This window comes from Gordonia aichiensis (genome assembly GCF_039946255.1).
GTDB classification, from domain to species: Bacteria; Actinomycetota; Actinomycetes; order Mycobacteriales; family Mycobacteriaceae; genus Gordonia; species Gordonia aichiensis_A.
Window position 1 is genome coordinate 88,490 of the sequence record NZ_JBCDWL010000006.1, and the last position, 22,957, is coordinate 111,446.

The 22,957-nt window shown below is 71.3% G+C and carries 20 protein-coding genes; 3 read left to right on the top strand and 17 right to left on the bottom strand.

Annotated elements, in window-relative coordinates:
* Window positions 1–2: 2 nt before the first annotated feature.
* Entirely contained in the window at window positions 3–1,856 is a 1,854-nt protein-coding gene (gene lepA, locus AAFO60_RS09105) for a translation elongation factor 4 (RefSeq protein WP_347955871.1), read from the bottom strand.
* A gap of 110 nt (window positions 1,857–1,966) precedes the next feature.
* Here lepA and AAFO60_RS09110 point away from each other — a divergent pair, with 110 nt between their 5' ends.
* Window positions 1,967–2,635 (top strand): alpha/beta hydrolase family protein, encoded by a 669-nt coding sequence (locus AAFO60_RS09110; RefSeq protein WP_347955872.1) that lies wholly within the window; start codon window positions 1,967–1,969, stop codon window positions 2,633–2,635.
* Window positions 2,636–2,680: 45 nt separating this feature from the next.
* On the opposite strand, the gene AAFO60_RS09115 is transcribed toward AAFO60_RS09110, so the two are convergent.
* The gene (locus AAFO60_RS09115; protein WP_347955873.1) at window positions 2,681–3,781 is read right to left on the bottom strand and encodes a sulfotransferase family protein; all 1,101 of its coding nucleotides are present in this window, start codon (window positions 3,779–3,781) and stop codon (window positions 2,681–2,683) included.
* 216 nt (window positions 3,782–3,997) lie between these two features.
* Here AAFO60_RS09115 and rpsT point away from each other — a divergent pair, with 216 nt between their 5' ends.
* Window positions 3,998–4,258 (top strand): 30S ribosomal protein S20, encoded by a 261-nt coding sequence (rpsT, locus tag AAFO60_RS09120; RefSeq protein ID WP_347955874.1) that lies wholly within the window; start codon window positions 3,998–4,000, stop codon window positions 4,256–4,258.
* A gap of 152 nt (window positions 4,259–4,410) precedes the next feature.
* On the opposite strand, the gene holA is transcribed toward rpsT, so the two are convergent.
* From holA to AAFO60_RS09155, 7 genes are all read right to left on the bottom strand, one after another.
* Window positions 4,411–5,358 (bottom strand): DNA polymerase III subunit delta, encoded by a 948-nt coding sequence (gene holA, locus AAFO60_RS09125; RefSeq protein ID WP_347956007.1) that lies wholly within the window; start codon window positions 5,356–5,358, stop codon window positions 4,411–4,413.
* Entirely contained in the window at window positions 5,240–6,877 is a 1,638-nt protein-coding gene (locus AAFO60_RS09130) for a ComEC/Rec2 family competence protein (protein WP_347955875.1), read from the bottom strand. The genes holA and AAFO60_RS09130 overlap by 119 nt, the downstream gene beginning before the upstream one ends.
* A complete protein-coding gene (locus AAFO60_RS09135; RefSeq protein ID WP_347955876.1) occupies window positions 6,874–7,848 on the bottom strand; it encodes a ComEA family DNA-binding protein in 975 nt (324 codons plus the stop codon). The genes AAFO60_RS09130 and AAFO60_RS09135 overlap by 4 nt, the downstream gene beginning before the upstream one ends.
* A gap of 120 nt (window positions 7,849–7,968) precedes the next feature.
* Window positions 7,969–8,577, bottom strand: coding sequence for a TetR/AcrR family transcriptional regulator (locus tag AAFO60_RS09140; RefSeq protein WP_347955877.1), 609 nt, complete (start codon window positions 8,575–8,577; stop codon window positions 7,969–7,971).
* A gap of 11 nt (window positions 8,578–8,588) precedes the next feature.
* Window positions 8,589–10,286, bottom strand: a complete 1,698-nt coding sequence (locus AAFO60_RS09145; protein ID WP_347955878.1) for an AMP-binding protein — start codon at window positions 10,284–10,286, stop codon at window positions 8,589–8,591.
* 37 nt (window positions 10,287–10,323) lie between these two features.
* Window positions 10,324–13,569, bottom strand: a complete 3,246-nt coding sequence (locus AAFO60_RS09150; protein ID WP_347955879.1) for an acetyl-CoA carboxylase family protein — start codon at window positions 13,567–13,569, stop codon at window positions 10,324–10,326.
* A 113-nt stretch (window positions 13,570–13,682) separates the two neighbouring features.
* Window positions 13,683–14,564, bottom strand: a complete 882-nt coding sequence (locus AAFO60_RS09155; protein WP_347955880.1) for a TetR/AcrR family transcriptional regulator C-terminal domain-containing protein — start codon at window positions 14,562–14,564, stop codon at window positions 13,683–13,685.
* Window positions 14,565–14,653: 89 nt separating this feature from the next.
* On the opposite strand from AAFO60_RS09155, the gene AAFO60_RS09160 reads away from it, so the two are divergent.
* Window positions 14,654–15,886, top strand: a complete 1,233-nt coding sequence (locus AAFO60_RS09160; RefSeq protein ID WP_347955881.1) for an FAD-dependent monooxygenase — start codon at window positions 14,654–14,656, stop codon at window positions 15,884–15,886.
* Here AAFO60_RS09160 and AAFO60_RS09165 read toward each other — a convergent pair.
* From AAFO60_RS09165 to AAFO60_RS09200, 8 genes are read right to left on the bottom strand one after another with little or no spacing between them, the layout of a single operon-like run.
* Window positions 15,852–16,700, bottom strand: a complete 849-nt coding sequence (locus AAFO60_RS09165) for a DegV family protein (RefSeq protein ID WP_347955882.1) — start codon at window positions 16,698–16,700, stop codon at window positions 15,852–15,854. The two genes, AAFO60_RS09160 and AAFO60_RS09165, sit on opposite strands and share 35 nt — an antisense overlap.
* Before the next feature lie 45 nt (window positions 16,701–16,745).
* Entirely contained in the window at window positions 16,746–17,456 is a 711-nt protein-coding gene (gene octT, locus AAFO60_RS09170) for a diglucosylglycerate octanoyltransferase (RefSeq protein ID WP_347955883.1), read from the bottom strand.
* Window positions 17,457–17,461: 5 nt separating this feature from the next.
* Window positions 17,462–18,175, bottom strand: a complete 714-nt coding sequence (locus AAFO60_RS09175; RefSeq protein ID WP_347955884.1) for a histidine phosphatase family protein — start codon at window positions 18,173–18,175, stop codon at window positions 17,462–17,464.
* A 28-nt stretch (window positions 18,176–18,203) separates the two neighbouring features.
* Window positions 18,204–18,599, bottom strand: coding sequence for a ribosome silencing factor (rsfS, locus tag AAFO60_RS09180; RefSeq protein WP_347955885.1), 396 nt, complete (start codon window positions 18,597–18,599; stop codon window positions 18,204–18,206).
* Window positions 18,596–19,249, bottom strand: coding sequence for a nicotinate-nucleotide adenylyltransferase (gene nadD, locus AAFO60_RS09185; RefSeq protein WP_347955886.1), 654 nt, complete (start codon window positions 19,247–19,249; stop codon window positions 18,596–18,598). The genes rsfS and nadD overlap by 4 nt, the downstream gene beginning before the upstream one ends.
* A gap of 35 nt (window positions 19,250–19,284) precedes the next feature.
* Window positions 19,285–20,706 (bottom strand): vWA domain-containing protein, encoded by a 1,422-nt coding sequence (locus tag AAFO60_RS09190; RefSeq protein ID WP_347955887.1) that lies wholly within the window; start codon window positions 20,704–20,706, stop codon window positions 19,285–19,287.
* A 5-nt stretch (window positions 20,707–20,711) separates the two neighbouring features.
* Window positions 20,712–21,635 carry an AAA family ATPase gene (locus tag AAFO60_RS09195; protein ID WP_347955888.1) on the bottom strand — a complete coding sequence of 308 codons (924 nt, stop codon included), beginning with the start codon at window positions 21,633–21,635 and terminating at the stop codon, window positions 20,712–20,714.
* Window positions 21,632–22,912: a glutamate-5-semialdehyde dehydrogenase gene (locus AAFO60_RS09200; protein WP_347955889.1), complete on the bottom strand. Its 1,281-nt coding sequence runs from the start codon at window positions 22,910–22,912 to the stop codon at window positions 21,632–21,634. The genes AAFO60_RS09195 and AAFO60_RS09200 overlap by 4 nt, the downstream gene beginning before the upstream one ends.
* Window positions 22,913–22,957 lie beyond the last annotated feature (45 nt).

A 22,957-nucleotide genomic window follows, 5' to 3' on the forward strand; every position in this document is an offset into this window, starting at 1 on the left:
GCTCACTTCCCCTTCGGCTTGTCGCCCAGCTCGTCGGTCGAGAGCGCGGCGACGAAGGCCTCCTGGGGCACCTCCACGCGACCGATGGTCTTCATGCGCTTCTTGCCCTCCTTCTGCTTCTCGATCAGCTTGCGCTTACGGCTGATGTCACCGCCGTAGCACTTGGCGAGCACGTCCTTGCGGATGGCGCGGATGTTCTCGCGGGCGATGATCCGGGACCCGATCGCCGCCTGGATCGGCACCTCGAACTGCTGCCGCGGGATCAGCTCGCGCAGCTTGAGCGCCATCCGGTTGCCGTAGGCGTAGGCGGCGTCCTTGTGGACGATCGCGCTGAACGCGTCGACGGCCTCGCCCTGCAGCAGGATGTCGACCTTGACCAGCTCGGCCTGCGCCTCGCCCGCCTCCTCGTAGTCCAGGCTCGCGTAGCCGCGGGTACGCGACTTCAGGGAGTCGAAGAAGTCGAAGATGATCTCGGCCATCGGCATCGTGTAGCGCAGCTCGACGCGCGTCTCCGACAGGTAGTCCATGCCGCCGAGTTCGCCGCGCCGGGTCTGGCACAGTTCCATGATGGCGCCGATGAACTCGCTGGGCGCGATGATGGTGGTCTTGACCATCGGCTCGTAGATGGCGCTGGTCTTGCCGGTCGGCCAGTCCGACGGGTTGGTGACGATGTGCTCGCTGCCGTCGTCCATGACGACCCGGTAGACGACGTTGGGCGCGGTGGAGATCAGGTTGAGGTCGAACTCGCGCTCGAGCCGTTCGCGGGTGATCTCCATGTGCAGCAGCCCCAGGAAGCCGCAGCGGAAACCGAAGCCGAGCGCCACCGACGTCTCCGGCTCGTAGGTCAGCGCGGCGTCGTTGAGCTGCAGCTTCTCCAGCGCCTCGCGCAGCACCGGATAGTCCGATCCGTCGACCGGGTACAGGCCCGAGTAGACCATCGGCCGCGGCTCGCGGTAACCGGTGAGCGGCTCGGAGGCACCGTTGCGGGCGGTGGTGACGGTGTCGCCGACCTTCGACAGACGCACGTCCTTGACGCCGGTGATCAGGTAGCCGACCTCACCGACGCCGAGCCCCTCGGAGGCCTTCGGCTCCGGCGAGACGATGCCGACCTCGAGCAGTTCGTGGGTGGTGCCGGTCGACATCATGGTGATCTTCTCGCGCGGGACGATCTTCCCGTCGACCACGCGCACGTAGGTGACGACGCCGCGATAGGTGTCGTAGACCGAGTCGAAGATCATCGCCCGCGCGGGCGCGTCGGGGTCGCCGACCGGTGCCGGGATCTGACGGACGGCCTCGTTGATCAGTTCGGGGACGCCGACGCCGGTCTTGCCCGACACCCGCAGCACGTCGCCGGGTTCGCAACCGACGATGTGCGCGATCTCGGCGGCGTACCGGTCGGGATCGGCGGCCGGCAGGTCGATCTTGTTCAGAACCGGGATGATGGTGAGGTCGTTCTCCATCGCCAGGTACAGGTTGGCCAGGGTCTGCGCCTCGATGCCCTGCGCGGCGTCGACCAGCAGGATCGCCCCCTCGCAGGCCTCCAGTGCGCGGGAGACCTCGTAGGTGAAGTCGACGTGGCCGGGCGTGTCGATCAGGTGCAGGACGTAGTCCTGCCCGTCCATCGTCCACGGCAGCCGCACGTTCTGCGCCTTGATGGTGATGCCGCGCTCGCGCTCGATGTCCATCCGGTCCAGGTACTGGGCGCGCATCTGCCGCTCTTCGACGACGCCGGTCAACTGCAGCATGCGGTCGGCCAGCGTCGATTTGCCGTGGTCGATGTGCGCGATGATGCAGAAGTTGCGGATCCGAGAGGGATCGGTGAACGTCTTGTCGGCGAAGCTGGGAATCTCACTCACTCCTTGCGCGGCGGGGCCCGGGTCGGGTCCCGGTACAGATCACCCACCAGTTTCGCACGAGGGCGGGCCTACGTTCACCTCGCCGGTCGGGCGCTACCCTCGAGGCCATCATGACGGTGGACGAGTACACGGTGGAGACCGAGGCGCTGGCGGCCGACGTGGCGTGCCCGCCGCACCCGCGGGCCCTGGTGGTCTTGACGCACGGGGCGGGCAGCGATCGGCAGTCGGCCGTCCTGCGAGCCCTGGCCGAATCGCTGGTGGCGCGCGGTCTCGCCGTCGCCCGCATCGACCTGCCCTACCGCCGCGACCGCCCGAAGGGACCGCCGTCGCCGTCGAAGGCGGCCCGCGACCGCGACGGACTCGTCGCGGCGGTCACGGCGCTGCGGTCGGTGGCCGACGGCCCGCTGATCGTCGGCGGGCACTCCTACGGCGGGCGGCAGGCCTCGATGGTCGCCGCCGAGCAGCCGGACCTGTTCGATGCACTGCTCCTGACCTCCTATCCCCTGCATCCGCCCGGCAAGCCGGAGCGTTCGCGGACCGAGCACCTGCCGGACATCACCGCACCGACGCTGATCGTGCACGGCCGCAGCGACGCCTTCGGCACCTCGGCGGAGTTCGCCGAGGTCCTGACGCGCTGGCGCGGACCGGTCCGGCTGCTGGAGGTCGCGAAGGCCGATCACAGTCTGCGGCCCGACCGCAGCGGCGTCGGCGAACTGACCGCGGACGCCGTCGTCGAATGGCTGCTCCCGGCCGCGCAGGCGCGGGCGGACGCGCGATGAGCGGGTTCGGCTGGTCGTAGCGCGACCGACGCCTCGCGACCGGGGTCAGCGCATCAGCCTGCGGCGGGCCCGCCGCACCACGCCCGCGGCGCGGGTCTTGAGCGCAGGCCGACGATCCGGGACGGGCGCGGTCTTGACCCACTCGGCCATCGCGTCGAGCGCCGCCTCCAGCGCGTCCTCACCGGACGCGTCCGGCTCCGGCTCGGCGGCCGTCGCCGTCACCCGCAGGTCGTCGAGGGTTCCCGACACCGGGTGACCGCCGTCGACCACCGCTCCCACCATCTGTTCGGACATGTCGGCCGCCCACTCGAGTTGCGGGCCCGTCAGCGCCGCGGGTCGCCCCTCCCGGGTCTCGAACAGGTACTCCCCGATCAGCACCCCCTTGACGAGGCCCTCGTAACGGTGCCATTCGACGTCCGCCGGCTGCAGTCTGTGGTTCAGTCGCCGCAGCAGCTCGGTCTGCGCCGCCGAGAGCGAGCTGTTGCTACTGGGGACACGCTCGGGAAGGTCGGCGGGGTCGACGCCGAGGGTCCGGACGAACCGCTCCCACAGGCCGTCGCCCGGCCCGGCCGTCCCAGGCGCCGGGACCGTGACGAGGTGGACGCGGTCGGCCCCGACCACCGACGACCAGTCGGCGACGATCCGCCGGTAGTCCTGGAACTCCCAGAAGGGTTCTGTCTCGCCGGCCCCCTCCGACTCGGCGGCGATCGCCTCGACGAACTCCGCCAGCGTCGCCCGTCGTTGATTCTTGACGTTCTCCTGCCACACCGAGGGGATCTGCCGCGCCAGATCGCGAACGGTGAGCACCGCGTGCACCTGGTCGGCGAAGGCGAGGTCGTCGACGAGTCGGCGGATGTGCCGGGGACCGGCGTTCGCGAACAACTCGTGCGAGACCAGCGAGGTCTGCGGCCATTCCCGCATCTGCGCCACCATCGCCGGCCAGACGTCGGCGTGCGCGGGATCGGCCCAGTCCAGATACCGTTCCGGCTGCAGATGCGCGGCCGCATGGAAGTGGTCGTCGATGCGGTTGCCGGGATACAGCAGTCCGGCCCGGGTGAGCGCGTGATCGCGGTTGCGCCACAGGCGGTCTTGCAGATGGGTGGTTCCGGTTTTCGGCAGGCCGACATGCACGTAGACGACAGACATAGTGTGAACCACTGTAAACAGACCTATCGCCGAGATCTCTCGCTCGACCTCCGGCGCCGGAGGTGCTGACACGTGATTTTGGGTGCATCCGGCCGCGCTGGTATCGTTGAACGCTGTTGCGATGGACGCTGGCCGATGACCCGACCGCTTCGTCGCCGTAAGGTACACAGAACATTCGGCCTCCCGGCCGCACCGGACGTCAGAAGAGGACATCGCGTGGCTAACATCAAGTCTCAGATCAAGCGGAACAAGACCAACGAGAAGGCTCGTCTGCGCAACCAGTCGATCAAGTCGGCACTGCGCACCGCCATCCGTCAGTTCCGTGAGACGGTCGCCGCAGGCGACAAGGAGAAGGCCACCGAGCTCCTCGCCGTCACCAGCCGTCACCTCGACAAGGCTGCGTCGAAGGGCGTCATCCACAAGAACCAGGCCGCCAACAAGAAGTCGGCGATGGCTCTCGCGGTCAACAAGCTCTGACTCACCACGGTCTTCGGACCGCACTCCGCGCGCCCTGCGCTGCGCGACAATCGCATAGTTTTTCACCGAACACCTCGATGGCGGGCCACGCAGCCATCGAGGTGTTCGCTGTGTCCTGCCTGTCCTGTGTCCTGCCCTGTCTCGTACCCGGCTCAGCGACGCCGCGGGCGCAACTGCGCCACCCGTGACACGGCGTGCTCGAGCGCGTAGTCCGGATCGGCCGCCTGACCCTTGACGTCGCCGTTGAGCTGCGCGACCACCAGGAGCGCTTCGCCGATCGACGGCCCGTCCCAGGCCCGAGCCTGCGTCTGCACCTTGCCGACGCGACCCGGCGACATGCCGAGCTCGGACGCCAGGGAGTACTTGTCACCGCCGCCCATCGACCGCACCCGGGCGATGGCGTGGACGGCCTCGGCCAGGGCGTCGGCGAGCAGCACTCGCGCCGTACCGTGATGCTGCGCCCATGCGAGGGATTCGAGCGCGCCGGCGAGGTCGCCGGTCACCGCTTTGTCGGCCACCTCGAATCCGGTGACCTCGGCGCGGCCCGTGTAGTAGGTGCGGACCGCATCCGCGGTCACCTTGTTGCCGGTGTCGGCGACGAGCTGATGGCACGCCGCCGACAGTTCGCGCAGATCCGAGCCGACCATCTCGCTGACCGCTTCGACGACCTCCGCGTTCACTCGGGCACCGAGCGTCCGGAACTCGGCGCGCACGAAGTCCATCCGGTCCGACGGCCATTTCGGGGCCGCACACGCGAACTCCTGCGCGCCCGCCTTCTTGAGCTCGCCGACCATCGCCTTCTGCCTGCCGCCGCCGGTGTGGATCACCATCAGGGTGATGCCCTCGGGCAGCGACTTGGCGGCGGCCGTCACCAACGCGGCGGGTTCTTTCCCGGCCTCGGCGGCCGCCTGCACGACGACGATCCGCTCCTCGGCGAACAGCGACGGGCTGAGCAGTTCGATCAGTTCGGGGCCGGTGACCTCACCGGCGCGGATCCGGGTGACCGGTACGTCGGTCCCGGCGTCTGCGCTGCGTTCGGCCGCGACCCGGGAGATGACGCGTCCGGTCAGAAAGTCGTCGTCTCCGAGGAGTAGATACAGCCGATCGTTCACATCGAACATGGTGCCAGATCCCCCCGACATCGCTTCCCCGACGGTCTCGCCGTCGGTGCCACGCGAACAGCGCGGCGCCGGCCGCGACGGTCACGACCGGGCCCGTCCATCCCGGGACCGCGGGGGTCACCCACCCGGCCCCGCCCAGTCGGTCCGCGACGGCGATGAGCCACCGCGTGGGAGGACTGCAGGCGCGCACCAGGAACTCCGCGGCCACCCCACCCGGTCCGTGGCGGGGCCCGGCGGCACCGATGATCGCCGCCGCCGTACCGAGGAGCCCGACCATCCCGACGACGGGCACCGCCAGGAGGTTCGCGGGCACCGACGTCACGTTGACGACGTCGGTGATCAGGATCAGCAGCGGGGTGGTGAGGATCTGCGCGGCCAGGGTCATCGACAGCAGGATCGCCAGCGGTTCGGGTACCCGCCGGCGGATCAGGGCCCGGCGGATGGGGACCGACCACAGAACCAGCCCGAGCGTCGCGGCCACCGACAGCGCGAAGCCGGGGGCGAGCGCCATCTGCGGCCACAGCAGGACCACGACGATCACCGCGGTCCCCAGGGCCGGCAGCGCCTGGGCCCGCCGCGAGCCGAGTCCCGCGGCCAGTCCGACCGAACCCATCACCGCCGCCCGCAGCACGCTGTCGGTGGGTCGGACGAGAATGACGAAGCCGACGATCGCGAGGGCCCCGCCCACGGCGATGGTCCGCGGTGATGCGCCGGTCATCCGGATGCCGAGCACGACCGTCCCGCAGATCAACGAGAAGTTGCTGCCGGAGACGGCGACTAGATGCGTGAGTCCGGCCGCCCGGAAGGTGTCGGAGGTGCGTTGATCGAGTCCGCTCACGTCTCCGAGGATCAGGCCGGGCAACAGGCCCGCCGGGCGCTCGGGCAGCGCTTTCATCGCGATCTCCCGCAGCCGCTCGCGCACGAGTCCGGCGGCGCGCTGCCACCAGGGCGCGCCGCGAGTCCGGATCGGGTCGCCGACCGCGGTCAGCTGCGCGGCCTGCAGTCGCCCGTCGGCCCCGGCGCGCGGCGGCCGCACCCGCGCCCGCACCCGATAGCGTTCCCCCGGCAGCGGATCGACGGGGCCGGCCGTCGCGGCCAGTGTGGCGGCCACCGGACGCTGACGGTGACCGTTGACGGCCAGGGCGGTGACCGGCAGCCGCATCCGCCCGTGCGGGAGGAACGTCGGATCGCCGGCGACCTCGACGTCGACGACGGGTTTGCCGTCGACCGCGGCGATCGGCGCCTGCTCCACCGCGATGATCCGAAGGACGACCGAGAGCGCTGCGGCAGCGGTGATCGCGCACGCCGCGGCCGCGCTGATGAGCCTGAGGCGCGACGGGCCGCCGCTTCGCCGTCCGATCCCGCCCAGGACGAGCGCCGCGGCGCCGAAGCCGCCCGCTGCGGACCACCCGAGGGACGTCGGCGCGACCAGCGCGAGTGCCGCGGCGGCCCAGCATCCGGCGGCCGACGGCGCCAGCCGCAGATCGACGGTCCTCACCCCACGGTGACCAGTCCCTTGAGCCGGGCCAGTCGGGCCGGGCCGATCCCGTCGACTTCGGCGAGTTGATCGACCGACGAGAACCGGCCGTGACTGCTGCGCCAGGCGAGGATCGCCGCCGCGGTCACCGGTCCCACCCCGGGCAGGGTGTCGAGTTGTTCGGCGGTCGCGGAGTTGAGATCGATCAGCCCGGCGCCGGGCACGCGGCCGGGAGCGGCCGGGGGCGTGCCGCCGCCGGAGCCGGGTCCGCCGCCGGCCGGGACGACGGCGCTCTTGACCGTGCCCGCGGCGCCGTCCTTACCGACCAGGATCTGGTCGCCGTCGCGCAGGAGCTGCGCCAGGTTCAGGCTCAGCACATCGGCGCCGGGCCGGGCGCCGCCGGCGCGTTCGAGCGCATCGGCGACGCGTGCGGTGTCGGGCAGCTTCACCAGCCCCGGCCGGTGAACCATGCCGACGACGCTCACCACGACCTGCCCGGCGGTGTGCGGAGCCGCCGAGGCGGTGGAGCTCAGTACGGCCGACGGCCGCGGACCCGCCGTCGATTCGAAGGCGACCAGCGGCGCGACGGGTTCGTTCTGCCGCAGCAGCGAGTAGCCTGCGACACCGCAGGCCACCAACCCGACCACGATCAGTCCGATCGCCGCGGGCGGGAGCATCGTCAGGCGCCGCCGCGGCGGTTCCCAGTCGTCCTCCCACTCGTCGTCCGAGTCGTCGCCGAGCGACGCCGACCCCGGCCGGCCGGGGTCGGCGGCGAGATCGGGGTCGAGGTCGTGGTCTGTATCGGGGTCGAGGCAGTCGAACTCCCGCTGCTCCCACGCCCGCCGGCCCGGCGGGGTGTCGAGCCAGCTCGGCATGCCGGTGACTCCCCACCCCGCGCCGGACGGCTCGTCGTCGTTCACCGGCCGGTCGAGTCTGGCCAGTGGATCGGACCCGGTTTCGCGGTCGTGGCCCACCCGCTTGTTCCTCCCCATGACCCGCAGCGTAGGAGGCCGCCGGGCCGCAGACCACCGCTGGCGAGGCCGAACGCCGATTCTGTGGATCGATCCGGCGAATTGCACAGAATCCGTCGGGGATGGGCCGGCGGGTCCTCGTCAGTCGAGCCCGAGCAGCCGCATGTGCATCGCGGTGAGCTGGTCGACGCGTTCGGCGACGTCCTCATCGGGCCCGAGCAGGGTGGCGAAATGCGCCAGCATCCCGATCACCGCGTCGCCGAGCACCTCCGCCGGGACCGCCGGGCGCGCGGTGCCCGCGTCGCTGAGTGCGACCACGAACTTCACCATTCGCCGCTTCGGCCGATCCTGGATCTCGGTCCACAGTCGCCGTATCCGCTCGTCCACCAGCGCCTGATGCTCGATCACCGTCAGCAGGGCGCCGTTCTCGCGGTAGGCCTCCAGGAAGGCCGCGGTAGACGCCCGCCACAGCTCCCGCGGATCGGCGCCCGGCACTTCGACCTCGTGTGCGCGCAGGAACTGGTCGCGCACCCGCTCGGCGACCGCACCGAAGATGTCCGCCTTGTCGGCGAAGTACAGGTACACGGTGGGCCGTGCGACGGCGGCCGCCTCGGCGATCGCCCCCATGGAGGCCTTCGCATAACCCGATTCGGCGAAGACGACGGCGGCGGCGTCGATCACCGCGGTCCGGGTCTCGTGCTCGCGACGCTCACGCGAGTGGCGCGCCCGGGCCCACGTCCCCTCCGCCATCGGCTCTCCTGTCAGCTCGCTGCGATCTCGGCCGTGACCTGGCGCCGCAGTTTGTACTTCTCGACCTTATTGGTCGGGGTGCGAGGCAGGTCATCGAGGATGCGGACATGGCGGGGCCGCATGTACTTCGGCATGGTCTCAGCGGCGAAGGCGTGAACCTGCTCCTCGGTCAGCGTCGCTCCCTCGGTGGCGACCACGCAGGCCACGACGTCGTCCTCGTCGCCCTCGGTGCTGCGGACCGCGAACGCCGCGCACAGCGCGATGTCCGGATGCTGGGTGAGCATGTCCTCGACCTGGAACGACGACAGGTTCTCCCCGCGCACCCGGATCCGATCACCGAGCCGGTCCACGAAGTAGTAGACGCCGTCGGCACCGCGGACGACCGAGTCGCCGGTGTGCATCCACAGGTTGCGCCACGCCTCGACCGTCTTCTCGGGCTTGCCCAGGTATTCGCTCATGATCAGGCTCGGCAGCCGCGGTCGCAGCGCCAACTGTCCCGGCTCCTCGTCTGCGCACGGGCGGTCGTGTTCGTCGAGAACCGCGACGGTCAGGAACGGGGTCGGGGCGCCCATCGCGCCCTTCCGCGTCACCTCGTCGCCGGCCAGGACCGTCATCGCGTGGTCGGCGGCCACGGCGAGCATCTCCTCGCGACCCAGACCGCGACGCAGCTGCGGCGGCGTGGTCGCGCCGGCCGTCGTCTCGTCGAGCAGGAGTGCGAGCGGCGCACCGGATTCGGTCTGCCCGAATCCCGCGTTGACGAACTCGAATCCGAACCGGCGGGCGACTGCGGCGTGATGGATCGGGAGCGGCTGCATGTACACCTTGTTGAGCGTGTGGTGCGCGTCCCGGTCGGTCTCGTCGGCGTTCATCAGCCACGGGATCATCACGTCGAGGAGGATCGCCGCACTCACCCCGCGCCGGTCGACCCGCGACCAGAACTCGGTGGGACTGAACCGGTCCCACAGCGCCACCTCGCAGCCTCGCCACACCGCACGGACGACGTTCGCGATGGCCCCGCCGACGTGGTACATCGGCAGGTCGTTGTACACCACGTCGTCGGTGGTCAGGGTGCACCGCAGGCCGAAGGTGTACTGGGCCATCCACCGGACCGGTTGGACGACGCCCTTGGCCGGTCCGGTGGTGCCGGAGGTGTAGACGAGGTTCGCCGGGTCGTCGAAGTCGACGTCGACCCGCGGGGCCGGCGCCGGGGCGGTCAGCTCCGTCCACGAGCCGGTTCGCACCCGCGACTCGGGGGCCGGGCCGCGCACGAGGACCGGCGGCACCTCGGTGAGGTCTGCGGCGATCTCGTCGATCCGCGACACCAGCGGATCGTCGGTGATGATCAGGCTCGGACCGGTGTCGGCGAGCTGATAGGCGAGCAGCCGGCCGGTGAAGCTGAAGTTGATCGGACTGTAGACGCCGCCGACCTTCCAGATGCCGAACATCGCCAGCGTGGCCAGAAGCGAGTCGGTGGTCAGAACGCTGACGCGGTCGCCCTTCGCGACGCCGCGCGCCGCCAGGTTGCCGGCGATCGAGTCGGTGAGCTCGGCGAGCTGGGCGAACGTGAGCTCGGTGTCGTCCTCGCCGTAGTAGACGGCGACGCGGTCGGGCGTCTGCTCGGCCCAGTGCCCGAGCCGCTCCAGCGGCGACTGCCCGTCCCTGGTCAGCAGGTTCTCCAGGTCGTCGGGTGTCGTGTCGGTGAAGTTCATCGGTTGTCTCCTCAGACGGATCGGTGGCGAGGCGGGGTCAGGGTCGGGTGCCGAAGGACGGTCGGCCGAGGTACTCGGGCAGCAGGCGGTACGCGTCGTGCACCCAGTCGCAGAGCAGGGCGCGGCTGGTCCGCGGGTCGATGATGTCTTGGACGCCGAACCGTTCGGCGGTTCGGAAAGGCGAGCCGAGCGATTCGATCTCCCGGCGCAGCGCCTCGGCCTCGGCGGCCGGATCCGCGGCGGCGGCGATCCGGGCGCCGAAGGCCGCCTCCACCCCGCCCTGGACGGGCAGCGATCCCCAGTCGCCGGACGGCCAGGCCCAGCTGCGTCCGGGCCGGTGCCGGTTGACGATTCCGGCGCCGCCGACGCCGTACACGCGGCGCAGGATCAGCTCGGCCTGCGGGACGCGCGCCTGGTAGATCGCGCTCAACGCACGCACCCCGTGCCGGATCGTCCCCTGCCGTTCGGCGGCCGATCCGATCGACATCCCGGCCTGGTCGGTGAGACTGATGATCGGCAGATGGAAGGTCTCGCACAGATCGACCAGCCGGGTGACCGCCAGCGCGCCCGCCACCGTCATGGTGGCGCCCTGGAACGGGTCGGCGGCGATGACCCCGACGGGATGGCCGTCGAGCCGGGCGAGCGCGGTGACCGTGCCCGCCCCGTACTCGGCGTACCGGAAGACCGAGTCGGCGTCGAAGACCGCGTCCAAGATCGGTTCGACGGCGTAGGGCCGACGCTTGTTGCGCGGGATCGCCGACAGCAGCGACGGCTCCGCTCGCGCCGGATCGTCGGTGGTCGGCACGACCGGCGGCAGTTCGTACACGCTGGTCGGCAGGTACGAGAGGAACCGGCGGATCACCGCCGTCGCCTCCGCCTCGCTGGCGACGATCCGTTCGACGGTGCCGTTTCCGGCGTGGACGCGGGCCCCGCCGAGCTCCTCCTTGGACAGCTTCTCGCCGGTGGCGCTGCCGACCAGCGGCGGTCCGGCGGTGAACAGCTGCCCGACGCCGTCGACCAGGACCGACAGATGCGACATCACCAGGCGGGCGGCCCCCAGTCCGACGGTGGGACCGAGGGCGGCGGCCACCACGGGTATCACCGACAGACTGTCGACGACCGCGTCCCAACCCGGATTGATCGGCACGTAGGTGTAGCCGGCGTCGACGGCCATTTTCACGCTGCCGCCGCCGCTCTGCCCGTCGAGGAGCCGGATCATCGGCAGTCGCATCTCGTTCGCGTACCGCTCCAGCCAGATCTGCTTCTCGTGGATCGCCGCATCGCCCGCACCGCCGCGCACGGTGAAGTCGTCGGCGCCGACCACGGCGCGTCGACCGTCGAGGCGAAGGGTTCCGCCGATGAAGTTGGTGGGCATCACCTCGACGGTGTTCAGGTCGGCGTCCCGTCGGGCGAATCCGGCCAGGGCGCCGATCTCGGCGAACGTTCCCGGATCGGCGAGCAGGTCCAGACGCTCACGCACCGTCGACCGACCGGTGTCGTGCTGCCGGGCGATCTTCGCGGGGCCGCCCATCGCCTCCGCGAACCGGCGGCGGCGCTCGATCTCGGCCACTTCCGGCGACCAGTCGTCCTGCGCCTGCGAGGCCGCGTCGGCGTCGGTCGACGCGGTGGGCGCGGCGGCCCCGGTCAGCGGTTCGACGATCGCGAGGACGGCCCCCTGCTCGACCAGGTCGCCGACGGCGACGGTCACCGCCGACACGGTGCCCGCGGTGTCGGCGAGGACCGCGTGCTCCATCTTCATCGCGTCCAGGACCAGCAGCGGGGCGCGGACGGCGATCGTGTCGCCGACCTCGACGGCGATCTCGGCGACGACGCCGGCCATCGCCGCGCGCACCGCCGATGCGCCGTCGGGAACCGTGACGACGGCGGCCTGCGGTGCCTCCGGCTCGCCCGACCGGGGTGCCCGCTGCGGCAGGCGGTGCGCGGTCAGCCGGCCGAGGCGGGCGCCGATGAAGTCCGTGTCCCAGCGGCCGGTGAGGAAGTCCGGGTCGGTGACGACGGCGTGACCGAGCGCCCGATTGGTGTCGACGCCGGCGACTCCGAGCTCGGCCAGCGCGGTCGCCGAGCGGCGGGCGGCGGCTGGGAAGTCGGCGCCGCGGGTGATGATCTTGGCCAGCAGCGAGTCGTATCGGGGACTCACCGTGAGGCCGGCGTAGGCGCCGGTGTCGACCCGGACGCCGGGGCCGGAGGGGGTGGTGAACGCGGTGAGGGTGCCCGCGGCGGGGATCGGCCGCCCCTGCGCGTCGAGGGTCTCCGCGTTGATGCGGACCTGAATCGCCGAGCCGCGGACCGCGGGCGGCTGCTCGAGTCCGAGGTCGGCCAGGCGTGCGCCGGCGGCGATCTCCAGTTGCGTGCGGACCAGGTCGACGCCGGTGATCTCCTCGGTGATCGTGTGTTCCACCTGCAGCCGCGGATTGGCCTCCATGAAGAAGGCGGCCGAGCCTGCGACGAGGAACTCGAAGGTGCCGACGCCGCGGTAGCGCAGCCGAGCGGCCAGGGTGAGCGCCGCCTCGAGGATCCGGGTCCGTACCGCGGCATCCAGTTGCGGGCTGGGCGCCACCTCGACGACCTTCTGGTGGCGGCGCTGAACGCTGCAGTCGCGTTCCCACAGGTGGGTCACCGCGCCGGTGCCGTCGCCGACGATCTGCACCTCGATGTGCCGTGCCGGGTGCACCAGCTTCTCGACGTAGAGGTCGCCGTTTCCGAACGAGGCGAGCGCCTCGCGGGCGCACGACTGGTATGCGCGGTCGAGTTCGTCCTCGGTGCGGCAGGCGGCCATGCCGCGGCCGCCGCCGCCGGCCAGGGCCTTGAGCATGGTCGGACCGTGCTCGCGCAGGAACGCTCGAGCCTGCGCGAGCGTCGTCGGCCGGTCGATTCCCGGGGTCACCGGCACGCCGCACGAGGCGGCGAACTCACGCGCCCGCGCCTTGTCGCCCAGCAGGCTCAGCGCGTCGGCGCCGGGGCCGACCAGGGTCAGTCCCGCGTCCTCGCAGGCGACGGCGAGTGCGGGGACCTCGCTGAGGAAGCCGTAGCCGGGGTGGACGTACGACGCTCCCTCCGCGACCGCCGCGTCGACGATCGCGGCGGCGTCGAGGTACGCGGACGGCCCGACCCCGGGCAGCAGCACCGCGGCGTCCGCGGTCCGCGCGTGGAGTCCGGCGTCGTCGGCGGGGTGCACCGCGACCGACAACCACCCGAGTTCGCGTGCGGCGTGGGCGATGCGAACGGCGATCTCCCCGCGGTTGGCGATCAGCACTCGGTTCATCTAGGCACCTTCCGACTCCGATGACACTGACGTCAGTGTCATCACTGTGAAAGTGATAGTACACACACCCGGGTGGAAGGTGAACGGCGAATGCGGACCGCGGATCGGCCCGGTCAGCCCCGCGAGCGCTGCGAGGCGCCGTCGATCCCGACCAGGAAGCGCTCCAGTCCCGAGTCGAACAGGGCCTGCGGATCGTAGGGATAACCGACGTCCATGATGCGGTTGAGGTGCGGGAACTGCTCGGTCGGCGCCAACCTGCGCACAGCCCCGATCTGGGTGTCCATCCACTGGTCGTTGGTCAGTCCGGTGTCGGCGCGGTCGCGGAGCTCCGGCTCGATCGTGGAGCCGAGCCCCCGGATCAGATTCAGCAGGCACAGGTAGTCGGTGAACGCCTGCACCGGATCCAGTCCGGCCGCGTGCAGGCAGGCGAGCATCCGCTCGGTCAACGGCATGGCGTTCGGGATCGCCGCCGGCCGGGTCAGCGAGAGGGCGCCGGCGAACCAGGGATGCGCCGTCATCGCCTGCCACAGGGCGCGCGCCGCCCCCTCGAGGTCGGTGCGCCAGTCGCCGGTCGGGGCGGGCACCGCCAGCTCCCCCAGGACCCGGTCGAGCATCGCGAACTCGAGCCGGTCCCGGCTCGGCACGTAGCGATAGACCGCCATGGTCGGAATGTCCAGGGCCGCCGCGAGACGACGCATGGAGACCGCCGAGAGCGACTCGGCGTCGGCGATCCCGATCGCCACGCCCACCACCCCCTCGGTGGTGAGCACGGCCGGATTGTCGCCGTCCGGCGCGAGGACCACACTGCCGCGGCCGGGCACCGACTCGATCAGTCCCTCGGCCTGCAGCAGCGACAACACCCGGCTCGCCGTCGCCATCGCGACATTGTGATCGCGCATGATGGCGCGGGTCGACGGCACCGGGTCGCCCGGTCGGAGCCGTCCGGTGATGATGCGCATCCGGATCTCGTCGGCGAGTTGTTCCGCTCTGGACATCCGAACCTCCCGGTGCACTAGTGCACTTTCCCCGAATACACGTGTGAACACCGTATCGCGATGCACCCCGTACGGCGTACTTTCGCCCTATGAAACCACTCGACATCCTCATCAGCGGCGCATCGATCGCCGGACCGGCCGCCGCGCTGCTCCTGGCCCGGCAGGGCCATCGGGTCACCGTCGTCGAACGGGCGTCCGCCCTGCGCGACGGCGGTCAGACCGTCGACCTGCGCGGCGCCGGCCGCACCGTCATGACGCGCCTGGGCCTCGCCGACGCCGCGGGCGCCCGACTGCTGCAGCAGCGGGGCATCGCCACCGTCGACGCCGACGGCAGGAGGCGCAGCGCGCTCCCCGTCGAGGCGTTCGGAGGCAACGGCATCGTCTCCACGCACGAGATCCTGCGCGGCGACCTCGCGGCGGTTCTCGTCGAGCCGCTCCCCACCACGGTGGAGTTCCTCTGGATCGACACCGTCGTCTCCCTCGACGAGCACCGCGACCGCGTCGACGTGACCTTCGAGAACGCGCCCCCGCGCAGCTTCGACCTGGTGATCGGCGCCGACGGCCTCGGTTCCGCCGTGCGCCGCGCGGCCTTCGGCGACGACGCGGCGCACCTGCGGCCGATCGGACTGCGATACGCCTGGTTCACCGCGCAGATCGACGCCGAGCTCGACGGCTGGTACCTGCTGCACGCCGCGCGCGGCGGTCGGGTCGTGTCTGCGCGACCGTCGCGGACCGGCACCGAGGTGAAGGCCTCCCTGGCCGTCCGCGGCGTCGACCCGGTCCCCCTCGTCGACCGGGAGAGTCAGTGGCGGATGCTCGAGCGGGAGTTCGCCGACGTCGGGTGGGTCGCCCCGCAGCTGCTCGACCGGATGCGGACCGCGCCCGACTGGGCGTACGCCGACCTCGCGCAGGTGCGGATGGAGCGGTTCGTCACCGGCCGGATCGCCCTGGTCGGCGACGCCGGCTACTGCCCCACCCCGCTCACCGGACTCGGGACCACGCTCGCCCTGGTCGGCGCCTACGTGCTCGCAGGCGAGCTCGGCCGATCAGACGGGAACGTCGCGGGCGCGCTGGCCGGCTACCAGGAGGTGATGCGGCCCTTCGTCGCGAAGGCCGGGCAGCTGCCGCCGGGCGGCGTGGCCGGTTACGCGCCCCGGAGTCGGGCGGCGGTCGCGTTGAGCCGGTTCTCGTACTGGTCGATGAACCGGTGGCCGATGCGGCCGCTGCTAACCGCGCAGTTCGCGAAGGCCGACGGCATCGACCTGCCCGCCTACCCGGCGGGCCCGGTCAGCGCAGCGGCGCCAGGCCGTGTCCGAGAGTGATGCCGACCGCGCCCGGCCCGACATGCGTGCCCAGCACCGCACCCAGATCGACCATGATCGTGGAGGTGACCTGCTCGAGCCGTTCGCTGACCCGGGTCAGCACATCGGTGCCCAGCTCCGGGTTCTGACAGTGCTGGACGGCCACCGTGACCGGCTCGTCGCCCGCGAGCTCGACTGCGGCGTCGATCATCTTGGCGATCGCCTTGGTGGAGGTCCGGTGCCGCTCGCGCAGGGCGAGGATGCCGTCGGCGACGTGCAGGATCGGCTTGATCGCCAGCGCCGAACCGAGCATGTGCCCGGCGGCGCTGATCCGACCGCTGGCCCGCAGATTCTCCAGCGTCTGCACGCACAGCATCGACTCCGCGGTCGCCGCGGCGCGGACGGCGGCCTCGTAGGCGCCGTCGCGGTCGGCACCGGATTCGGCAGCCTGGACGGCGGCCATGGCGGTGAGGCCGACGGAGATGCCGACCGACCGCGAGTCGACGACGCGGACCCTGCCGTCCATCTCGTCGGCGGCCAGGCGCGCGGCGCTCCACGTCCCGGACAGTCGCCGGGACATGTGCACGGCGACGACGCCGGCGCCGTCACTGGCCTCCCATGCCCGCGCGTAGGCCGCCTTGAGGTCGCCCAGGTTGGCGCCCGAGGTGGTGACCTTGGCCGAACGCACGATCTCGGCCGGGATCTCGTCGACGCCCTCGGCGTACTCGGTGCCGTCCTCGGCCGTCAGATGCAACGGGACCTGAACGATCCCGTGCGCGTCGAGCAGTGACGCGGGAAGCCGCGAAGAGGAGTCGGTGACGATGACGACAGGCACCCCTACAAGGTAGCGGGTGGGGTCGAAAGTCCCAGCGTCCGGCCGCTACCCCAGCGCCTCCTTGACCACCGGGGCCACCGCTTCGGCGATCCGCCGATGCGTGTCCAGACCCCAGTGGATGCCGTCCGGGTTCATCTCGACGGCCTCGTCGGCGAAGTCGGCGGCGGTGATCGGATAGAAGTCGACGGTCGGCAGGTCGTGTGCGCGCGCCCATTCGCTGATCGCGACGGTGGTCGGGATGCGGCCGGGGTGCACGTTTCCGTAGTACGGGCTGTCGTGGGTCGGCGGCAGGCACACGACGATCGGCAGGTCCGGGCGCAGGTGCGCCAACGCGCCGCGCACCTTCTCGAAGTAGCGGGCGGTCTCGGCGGGCGGAATCGCCATCGGCCACCCGACCGGCGACAGGCGCGGCTGCAGCCAACCGTAGACTCCGCGGACCGCCTGACGCAGACGCGCGGGCCGCACATACCGGATCTGTTCGCGCAGCGCGGTCGGCAGCGGGGAGGGCAGCGAGTCCATCCCGCCGAAGGCGAGCACCAGCACGTCCGCGTGCGGGACCGCCGCCCAGACGCGCGGATCCTGTGTGATGGCCCACCAGATGTCGCGGCTCGTCCAGCCGATCCGGGCGAACAGCTCCACCTCGCGGCCGGCTTCGGCTCCGACCAGATTGGGCCAGATCCGCCCGTCGTCGGCGGGCAGGCCGCCGGTGGCCCCGTAGAAGGACAGCGAGTCCCCCAGCACCAAGATCGATCCCATGGCGGCTACTGCACCGTGCTCTCTGCCGACTCCGCGGCGGCGTTCCAGACGTCCAGGCGCCACACGGGCTCCTCGCCGGGCAGACCGTGCCCGGACAACTGCACCCAGCTCGTGTTGGCCAGGCCGCCGAAGATCGGCCAGTTCGCGACCGGCAGGCCGAGCAGTCCGGCGGTCAGGGCCGCGATGACGCCGCCGTGAGCGACCAGCACCACCGGCGCCTCGGCGTCGGCGCCCTGTCCCCAGTCGTCGAGGCGGTCGACGAGCTCGGTCACGACGGGCACCGCTCGCGCGGCGACCTCGACGCGCGACTCGCCGCCGGGCGGGGCCCAGTGCGCGTCGTCGCGCCACTGCCTGCGCGCACCGGGCGCCAGTTCGTCGACTTCGGTGTGCGTCTTGCCCTGCCACTGGCCCAGGTGCGTCTCCCGGAGCCGGACGTCGGTCTCGACGTGGTGCCCGGTGATCTCGGCGAGCGCCAGCGCGGTGCGGTGGGCGCGGCGCAGATCCGACGACCGCACGAGCAGCGGTCCGCGGGTGGCCAGGGCGCGGCCCGCGACCGCGGCCTGCTCCTCGCCGACCGCGGACAGGTCGGTGTCGAGCTGCCCCTGCATCCGCCGGCCGGCGTTGTACTCGGTCTCACCGTGCCGCAGCAGGATCAGTCGTCGGACCACGGGCGTCAGCCGTTCGACGCTGGTGTCGCCGGCATCGGGTTCGGTGTTCATCGGGTGCGGCGTCCGTCGCGGTCGGCGCTCATTCGGCGGCGGCCGCGTCGTCGCGCACCGGCGGATCGATGCCGTCGATCTCGATGACGGGGCAGTCCTTCCACAGGCGTTCCAGGCCGTAGAAGTCCCGCTCGTCGTCGTGCTGGACGTGGACGACGAGGTCGCCGTAGTCGAGCAGCGCCCAGCGGCCCTCGCGGGTCCCCTCGCGGCGCAGCGCCTTGTGTCCCGCATCGCGGAGCCGGTCCTCGATCTCCTCGACGATCGAGTTGACCTGCCGCTCGTTGTCGGCGGAGGCGATGAAGAAGGCGTCGGTGATGACGAGGGTGTCGGAGACGTCGAGGGCGACGATGTCGGTGGCGACCTTGTCGGCCGCCGCTCGGGCAGCGATGGTCACCATCTGGCGGGCTTCGTCAGAAGCGGTCACGCGGGGTCCTTTCGGTACAGACCGTGCTTGGCGATGTATTGCACCACCCCGTCCGGCACCAGGTACCAGACCGGGCGGCCGGCTGCGGCGCGCGCACGGCAGTCGGTGGAGGAGATCGCCAAGGCGGGGATCTCCAGCATCTGCAGCGCGTCGGCGGGTTTGGTCGCCAGGTGCTCGAGCAGATGGGTGGCATTCAGTTCGTATCCGGGCCGCGAGACTCCGATGAAGTTCGCGAGCTCGAAGAGGTCCTTCCAATCATGCCAGGACAGGATCGATTCGAGCGCGTCCGCACCGGTGATGAAGTACAGCAGATCGTCGGGGTACTCGCGGCGCAGATCGCGGAGGGTGTCGACGGCGTAGGTGACGCCCGCCCGGTCCACGTCCACCCGGCTGACGGTGAACTGCGGGTTCGACGCGGTCGCGATCACGGTCATCAGGTAGCGGTGCTCGGCGGGGCTGACCGCCCGCAGCGGGTCGTGCGCGTGCTCGCCCTCCTTCTGCCAGGGGCGTCCGGTGGGCACGAAGACCACCTCGTCGAGACCGAAGCGGTCGGCGACCTCGCTGGCGGCGACCAGGTGCCCGTTGTGGATCGGGTCGAACGTTCCGCCCATGACGCCGATGCGGCGGGGTGTGCGTGCGGCCGGTGACATGCCGACTGAGTCTACGCGGGCGCGCCGACCCGCCCTCACACCGGCAGCAGGTCGGCGATCACCTTGGCGAGCTGGTCGGCGTTGCGACATTCGAACATCTCGATCACCGCACCGTACTCGCTCGCATCCGAGTCACCGGAGTCCCACGACGAGCGCCGTTCCGGGTTGAGCCAGTAGGCGTTGCGGACGCGGTCGCGCATCTGTGCGAGCGCGTCGGCGTGGGTGGGTCGGAAGTTGTTGCGGGCGTCGCCCAGGATCAGCAGCGCACTGCGGTGGGTGAGGGTGTCGCCGTACCGTTCGTCGAACCCCTTGAGCATGTGCCCGTAGTCGGAGTGCCCGTCGCGCGTGCTGATCGAGGCCTCGGAGAGCATCCGGTGCATGCGCTCGCCGAACTGTTCGTCGCTGTTGCCGCGGTCGAAGAAGTCGGTCACCTCATCGACGGTGTCGACGAAGGCGAAGACCCGCACGTGCGAGAACTGCTGGCGCAGCGCGTACACCAGCTGCAGGGTGAACTGACTGAACCCGGACACCGAGCCGGACACGTCGCAGATCACGACCAGCTCGGGTTTGCCGGGCCGCGGCTTGCGCCGACGCAGGTCGACGGGCACGCCGCCGGTCGACATCGACGCCCGCAGGGTGGCGCGCACGTCGACGGCTCCGCGGGAGCTGCGGCGCCGGCGGAACTCGAGCTTGGCGGCGAGCAGTCGCGCGATCGGGTCGATGGTGCGGCGCATCTTGGCCATGTCCTGGGGATTGGCGGAGAAGAAGTCGATCATCTCCGGCAGCTTCGGGACCGCGTACTGCCCCACCGCCTCGCGCCCGCGGACCTCGGCCATCCGCCGCTGCGTCTCGACGGTGACCGCCTCGCGCAACTGCTCGGTGGCGCGGCGGGCGGCCCGCCTGCTCATCGGGTCGGTGCCCGGCCGCTCCCCCGACTCGGTGTCCTGACCGCCGGCCATCGCCGCCGCGATCCGTGCGATCAGCGTCTCCGGCGAGACCGCACTCATCGCCTGATACGTGGAGTACGACTCGCCGCGCGCCGACTCGTACCGGCCCACCTCGCCGACGATCATCGCCACCAGCTGGTCGAAGCGCCCGTCGTCCATCGCCTCCGGGTCGGCCAGGATGTCGACGGTCAGCTCGCGCAGTGCGGCGACGTCGACGGCGCCGTCCTCGTCGCGCGGCACCTCGACGGCCCCGCGGCGGGCCGCCGATCCCAGCGGAAACCACAGTTCGAAGCACAGGTCGAAGGTGTCGCGGTGGGTGTGGTCCTGCAGCAGGGTCGCCGCCAGCCCCTCCCGCAGGGACCGGCGGTCGAGCAGGTCGAGCACGCTCATCGCCTGACCGGCGTCGATCAGACTCGACGGTCCGACGGTGATGCCGCGACTGCGCAGATCGTCGACGAACCCGGTGAGCGTGTCGACCAGCGGCCCCGCGGCGACGGGCGCGCCGGCCATCTCGGTCAGCCCTCCAGCTTCAGTTCGCGCAACGCCGTCTTCACGTCGGGACGGTGCTTGAGGACCACGCCCAGGGTGCGCGCCACCAGGGAGTCGGCGATCCTCCCGTCGGCCGCCTCGCTCGCGGCCGCGGCGTCGCCCGCCGTCATCGCCAGCAGCGTGTTGCCCCAGTCGATGGTCTCGGCCACCGACGGCTTCTTGCGGATGTCGAGGGTCCGGAGCACGCCGACGATCCGAACGATCTCCTGGGCCAGCCGCTCGGGCAGATCGGGGACGCGGGAGGCGAGGATCTCGCGTTCCAACTTGGCGTCCGGGAAATCGATGTAGAGGTACAGGCAGCGCCGTTTGAGCGCCTCCGACAGCTCCCGGTTGGCGTTCGAGGTCAGCAGCACGATGGGCCGCCGGGCCGCGGTGACGGTGCCCATCTCCGGGATGGTGATGGCGAAATCGCTGAGCACCTCCAGCAGCAGCCCCTCGATGTCGACGTCGGCCTTGTCGATCTCGTCGATCAGCAGCACGGTCGGCTCGGTGCGCGAGATCGCCGTCAGCAGCGGCCGGGCCAGCAGGAACTCCTCGGAGAAGATGTCGCCCTTGGTCGAGGCCCAGTCGCGGGTGCCTGCGGCCTGGATCGCCAGGATCTGCTTGGCGTGATTCCACTCGTAGAGCGCGCGCGCCTCATCGATGCCCTCGTAGCACTGCAGTCGGACCAGCTCGGAGCCGGTGGCCTGCGCCAGGGCGCGCGCCAGCTCGGTCTTGCCGACACCGGCGGGCCCCTCCACCAGCAGCGGCTTGCCGAGACGATCGGCGAGGAACGCGGTGGTCGCGGTCGCGTCGTCGGCCAGGTACCCGGTCTGCTTCAGCCGCGCCCGCACATCGTCGACGTCGGCGAAGGCCGGGACGATCTGTTGCGCGACATCGGTGATGCTCATGCGGTGCGGATCTGTCCGTCGCCCCACACCAGCCATTTGGTGGAGGTCAGCTCCGGCAGTCCCATCGGCCCGCGGGCGTGCAGCTTCTGCGTCGAGATGCCGATCTCGGCGCCGAAGCCGAACTGCTCGCCGTCGGTGAACGCGGTGGAGGCGTTGACCATCACCGCGGCGGCGTCGACCCGACCGGTGAACGCATTGGCGGCCGCCAGGTCGGTGGTGACGATCGCCTCGGTGTGACCGGTACCGTAGGCGGCGATGTGGTCGATCGCGGCGTCGATGTCGTCGACCACCTTCAGCGCGATGTCCAGCGAGAGGTACTCGCGGTGCCAGTCGTCCTCGGTGGCCGGTTCCATGCCCGGCTCCTCGCCGTGGACGACGACGCCCTGCGCCTGCAGCGCCGAGACGATCGGCGCGAGCGCGCGGTCGGCGATCCCCGCGTCGATCAACACCGTCTCGACGGTGTTGCAGACGCTGGGCCTGCGGGTCTTCGCGTTGAGGATGATGCGGGTGGCGACGTCGACGTCGGCGGCGCGGTCGACGAAGATGTGGCAGTTGCCGGTGCCGGTCTCGATGGTCGGCACCTTGGCGTTCTCGACGACGGTGGCGATCAGCCCGGCGCCGCCGCGCGGGATCACCACGTCGACCAGCCCCCGCGCCTGGATCAGCGCGGTGACGCTCTCGCGGGTGTCGCTGGGCAGCAGGGAGACGGCGTTCGGGTCGACGTGATGCTCGGCGAGGACCTCGCGCAGCAACGTCACCAGGGCCGCGTTGGAGCTCGCGGCCGACGAGGAACCGCGCAGCAGGACGGCGTTGCCGGACTTGAAGGAGATGCCGAAACCGTCGACGGTCACGTTCGGTCGCGCCTCGTAGACGAAGCCGACCACACCCAGCGGCACCCGCACCTGCCGCAGGCCCAGCCCGTTGGGCAGGGTCTTGCCGGCCAGCACCTCGCCGACGGGATCGGGCAGCCCGGCGACCTGCCGCAGTCCGTCGGTGATCCCGGCGATGCGCTCAGCGGTCAGCCGCAGCCGGTCGATCAGCGCGGCCTCGGTGCCCGCCGTCTCGGCGCGCGCGACGTCCTCGGCGTTGGCGGTCAGGATCGTCTCGGCGGCGGCGTCGATCGCGTCGGCGGCCGCCAGCAGGACCGCGTTCTTCTGCGCGGTGGTCAGCTGCCCGAGCGTGCGGGACGCCGCCTTGGCTGCGGTCGCCAGTTCGGTGACCGCGGCCGTGACATCGGGCGCGGTCGTCTCGACCGGGTCTGCGGTGGGTGCACTCATGGCTCCAGCGTAGCCGTGCGGCCGGTGACCGGGATCGCGGCCCGA